The sequence below is a fragment of the Immundisolibacter sp. genome (assembly GCF_041625615.1).
Classification (GTDB): Bacteria; Pseudomonadota; Gammaproteobacteria; order Immundisolibacterales; family Immundisolibacteraceae; genus Immundisolibacter.
In genome coordinates, this window is sequence record NZ_JBFJTF010000184.1 from 1 (window position 1) to 3,608 (window position 3,608).

The 3,608-nt window shown below is 73.3% G+C and carries 3 protein-coding genes and 1 pseudogene; all 4 read right to left on the bottom strand.

Features of this window, described 5'->3' with window-relative positions; translation table 11 throughout:
- Positions 1-324 (bottom strand): annotated as a pseudogene (locus ABYX71_RS11075) (hydrogenase formation protein HypD); the annotation flags it as partial.
- Complete coding sequence (locus ABYX71_RS11080; protein WP_372696557.1) at positions 321-1,586, bottom strand: chloride channel protein; 1,266 nt, start codon at positions 1,584-1,586, stop codon at positions 321-323. The pseudogene ABYX71_RS11075 and the gene ABYX71_RS11080, both read right to left, overlap by 4 nt.
- Positions 1,587-1,686: 100 nt before the next feature.
- Complete coding sequence (locus tag ABYX71_RS11085; RefSeq protein ID WP_372696555.1) at positions 1,687-1,920, bottom strand: HypC/HybG/HupF family hydrogenase formation chaperone; 234 nt, start codon at positions 1,918-1,920, stop codon at positions 1,687-1,689.
- A 3-nt stretch (positions 1,921-1,923) separates the two neighbouring features.
- A partial coding sequence (gene hypF, locus ABYX71_RS11090; RefSeq protein WP_372696556.1) for a carbamoyltransferase HypF occupies positions 1,924-3,608 on the bottom strand: 1,685 nt, incomplete at its 5' end.

Consider the following 3,608-nt stretch of genomic DNA (forward strand, 5'->3'; position numbering starts at 1 on the left):
GCCCGCGGCGCGGGCGCTCAGCAGGTCGCCACCGCTTCCGGGCACGCGCAGCATGTCGCCGAACGAGCACAGCACCACCTCCGCCCGGCCGGCCAGGGCAATGGCCTGGTCGATCACGCCGGTCGGCGTCACGCACACCGGGCAGCCCGGCCCGTGCACCAGCGTCAGGCCTTCCGGCAGCAGGCGGTCGAGGCCGGCGCTGAGGATGGCATGCGTCTGGCCGCCGCAGATCTCCCTCACCGTCCACGGGCGGGTGACGGTGCGAGCGATCGCCTGAGCCAGGCGCGCGACGACGGCCGGGTCACGGTAGTCGGCGTTGCTCATGGCGCGCGCGCCGGTGTGGCGGTGAGCCGATGGTCGGCCAGCAGGCGGTCGGCGAAGGCGCCGTACACCGCCTTGCGACAGACCAGCGTGGACGCGCCACGTGCCACAAGGCAGGTGGCCATGATCGGAATGACCATGCTGTGGTTGGCGGTCAGTTCGAGGGCGATCACCGCGGCGGTCAGGGGTGCCTGGGTCACGCCGGCCAGGTACCCGGCCATGCCGAGCAGCACCACCGTGGCCACGGGCGCGCTGGGTATCCATGGCGCGAGTCCCTGCCCCAGCCCGGCACCGACCGCCAGCGACGGCGAGAAGATGCCGCCGGGCACGCCGGACCAGTATGACAAGACGTTCGCGGCGAACTTCAACAGTCCGTACAGGGCACCCGAATCCTGCCCAGCCTCCTGTTGCAGGATGGCGCGCGCCTGCGCGTAGCCCGTGCCGTGCAGGTCGTGACCGCCGAGCACAGTCAGCGCCGCCACCAACAGGCCGCAGCCGGCGGCCAGCAGCAGGCCGCTGCGCGCCCGGGCGAAGCGCAGGCGCTGCAGCCACTGCACCGGTTGCAGCAGGATCAGCCGGGCGAACAGGCCGCCCGCCAGACCGCACAGCAGGCCGGTGACCAGCACCGCCAGCCAGGCCTCCCCGAGCGGCAGCAGCGCGTCGACGTGTCCGAAGTAGGCGTAGTCGCCGAGCAGGCCGATGGCGGTCACGCCGGCGACGATCACCGCCGTCAGCAGCACGCCGCTCATGCGTTCCTCGAATCCCCCGGCCATCTCCTCGATGGCGAACACCACGCCCGCCAGTGGCGTGTTGAAGGCGGCGGCGATACCCGCAGCGGCGCCGGCCAGCACCAGATGCCGGCTCACCACCGGATCGTTGAAGCCGAACCGCCGGCCGACCGCGAACAGCAGGCTGGCGCCGATGTGCACGGTCGGGCCCTCGCGCCCTACCGAGGCACCGCCGCCCATCGCCAGTACGGTGAGCCCCATCTTGGCCAGCGCCATGCGCACCGACAGCATGCCGGCCCGCCAGGCGCCGTCGGTGCTGGAAAGCGCTGCCTTGACCTGCGGAATGCCAGAACCGCGGGTGGCGGCCAGTCGCCCCTGCGTCACCCAGGCGAGCGCCACGAAGGTGAGCGGTGTCACCAGCAGCGGCCAGCCGCGATGGTGGGCGCGCAGCCGCTCGAACAGGTCGAACGCCGCGTCACACAGCCAGGCGAAACCCACCGCCGCCAGGCCCACCAGCACGGCGCCGCCCCAGTACACCAAACGGCGGCGCCAGCGACCAGGCGACAACCAGTCGTGCCGGGTCCACGCCCCCCGCATGACACGCGAAAACACTCGTCAGACTCCCCTGCTTGCTGTCTCAGCCATCCGGCGTCAGCCGGGCCAGTTCCCGGCGCGCCGCGGTCGCGGCCTCGGCGTCGATCCGGGTGATGGCCAACCCGGCGTGCACCAGCACCCAGTCGCCAACACGGGCCTCGGGCGTGCACACCAGCGACACCTCACGCACGGCGCCGCCGAAATCCACCCGGCCACGGGCGAACAGGCTGCCGCCGTCGGTCACTTCGAGCACCTGTCCCGGGATGGCCAGACACATGGTTCAGTTCGCTCCGTCGACGCCCGCCAGGGGGCCTTGTACCGTCTTGCCCGGCCGCGCCATGACGACCGCAGCCTGACCACACGCCAGCGCCCCGTCGCCCGGGGGCAGGCGCACGGGCCACCACACGGCGATGCCGGCGTCTTCCAGGACGGCGCGGGTATCCCCGAGCAGCCGCCGGTTCTGGAAGCAGCCGCCACACAGCACCACCCGCCCGGCGTGCAGTCGCTGCGCCACCTCGACCACGGCCGCGGCCACGGTGGCGTGAAAGCGCGCGGCGATCCGCGCTACCGACCGGCCGGCAGCACGCTCGGCAAGCAGGGCCGTCAGCATCGGGCGCCAGTCGATCAGCCAGCCGTCTCCGTCGTGCACCAGCTCCAAAGGATACGGCGTCTGGCGCGGCGCCCGCTCGGCGGCTGCCTGCAGCGCCTGCGCCGCCTGGCCCTCGAAGCTCATCACCTGACACAGGCCCAGCAGCGCCGCCACGGCATCGAACAGCCGCCCGACGCTGCCGGTCAACGGCGTGTTGACGCCGCGATCGAGCGCCTGCAGCAGGGTGCGCTGCTCGCCGTCGCGCAGATCCGGCGATTCCCCACCAAGATCGCGCCCGTAGGCGGCATACAGCAGCCCCAACGCGCTGCGCCGGGGCTCGCGCGCGGCCTGCTCACCGCCCGGCAGCGGGAACGGCCGCCAGCGCGCGACACGCCGCACCTGCCGGCTGTCGCCATGCAGAAACTCGCCTCCCCACAGGGTACCGTCCGCGCCCAGGCCGGCGCCGTCGAAGGCCACGCCCAGCACCTCGCCGGCAATGGCGTGTTCCGCCAGTACCGCCGCCAGGTGGGCGTGGTGATGCTGCACCGCCTGTCGCGGCCGAGGGTCGGCCGCCGCCCAGCGGCTGCTGGCATAGTCGGGATGGAGGTCGCAGGCCAGCCGCATCGGCTGACCGCCGGCGAGCGCCGGCAACCGCGCGGTGGCGGTCATGAAGCGCTCCTGGGCCACGGTGGTGTCCAGATCGCCCAGGTGCGGGCCGACCACGATGCGCCCTGCGCCACCCACCGCCAGCGCGTTCTTCAGGTGACCGCCCAGCGCCAGCACAGTACCCGGACCCTCGCGGGCGAGCGCCAGCGGCGCCAGTCCGCGCGCCAGGCGCAGGGTCTGTGGTTGCCCCGCCACCCGTTGCACGACCGAGTCGTCCACCGGTTGCAGGATGGCGCGGTCGTGCAGCAGGAACGCATCGGCAATCCCCGCCAGGCGCGACAGTGCCTGCGCGTTGTCGGCGCACAGCGGCTCGCCGGACGCATTGCCACTGGTGGCGACCAGCGCAAAGCCGAGTTCCTGCAGCAGCAGCACGTGCAGCGGCGTGCTCGGCAGCATGGCACCCAGGCGGGGATTGTCCGGCGCCAGATCGGCTGCCAGCGCGCCGGGCCGGGCATCAAGCAGCACGATGGGCGCCGCGGGCGACTGCAGCAGTGCCTGTTCGGCCGCGCCCGTCCGGCAGGCCGCGCGGACCGCCGCCAGGTCCGGAAACATCACCGCCAGTGGCTTGTGCGGACGGTGCTTGCGGGCGCGAAGGCGCGCCACGGCGGCCGGGTCGCGGGCATCGGTGAGCAGCTGGAATCCACCCAGACCCTTCAGCGCCACGATGCCGCCCGCCCGCAGCACGGCCGCGGCGGCCGCCAGCGCCCGCC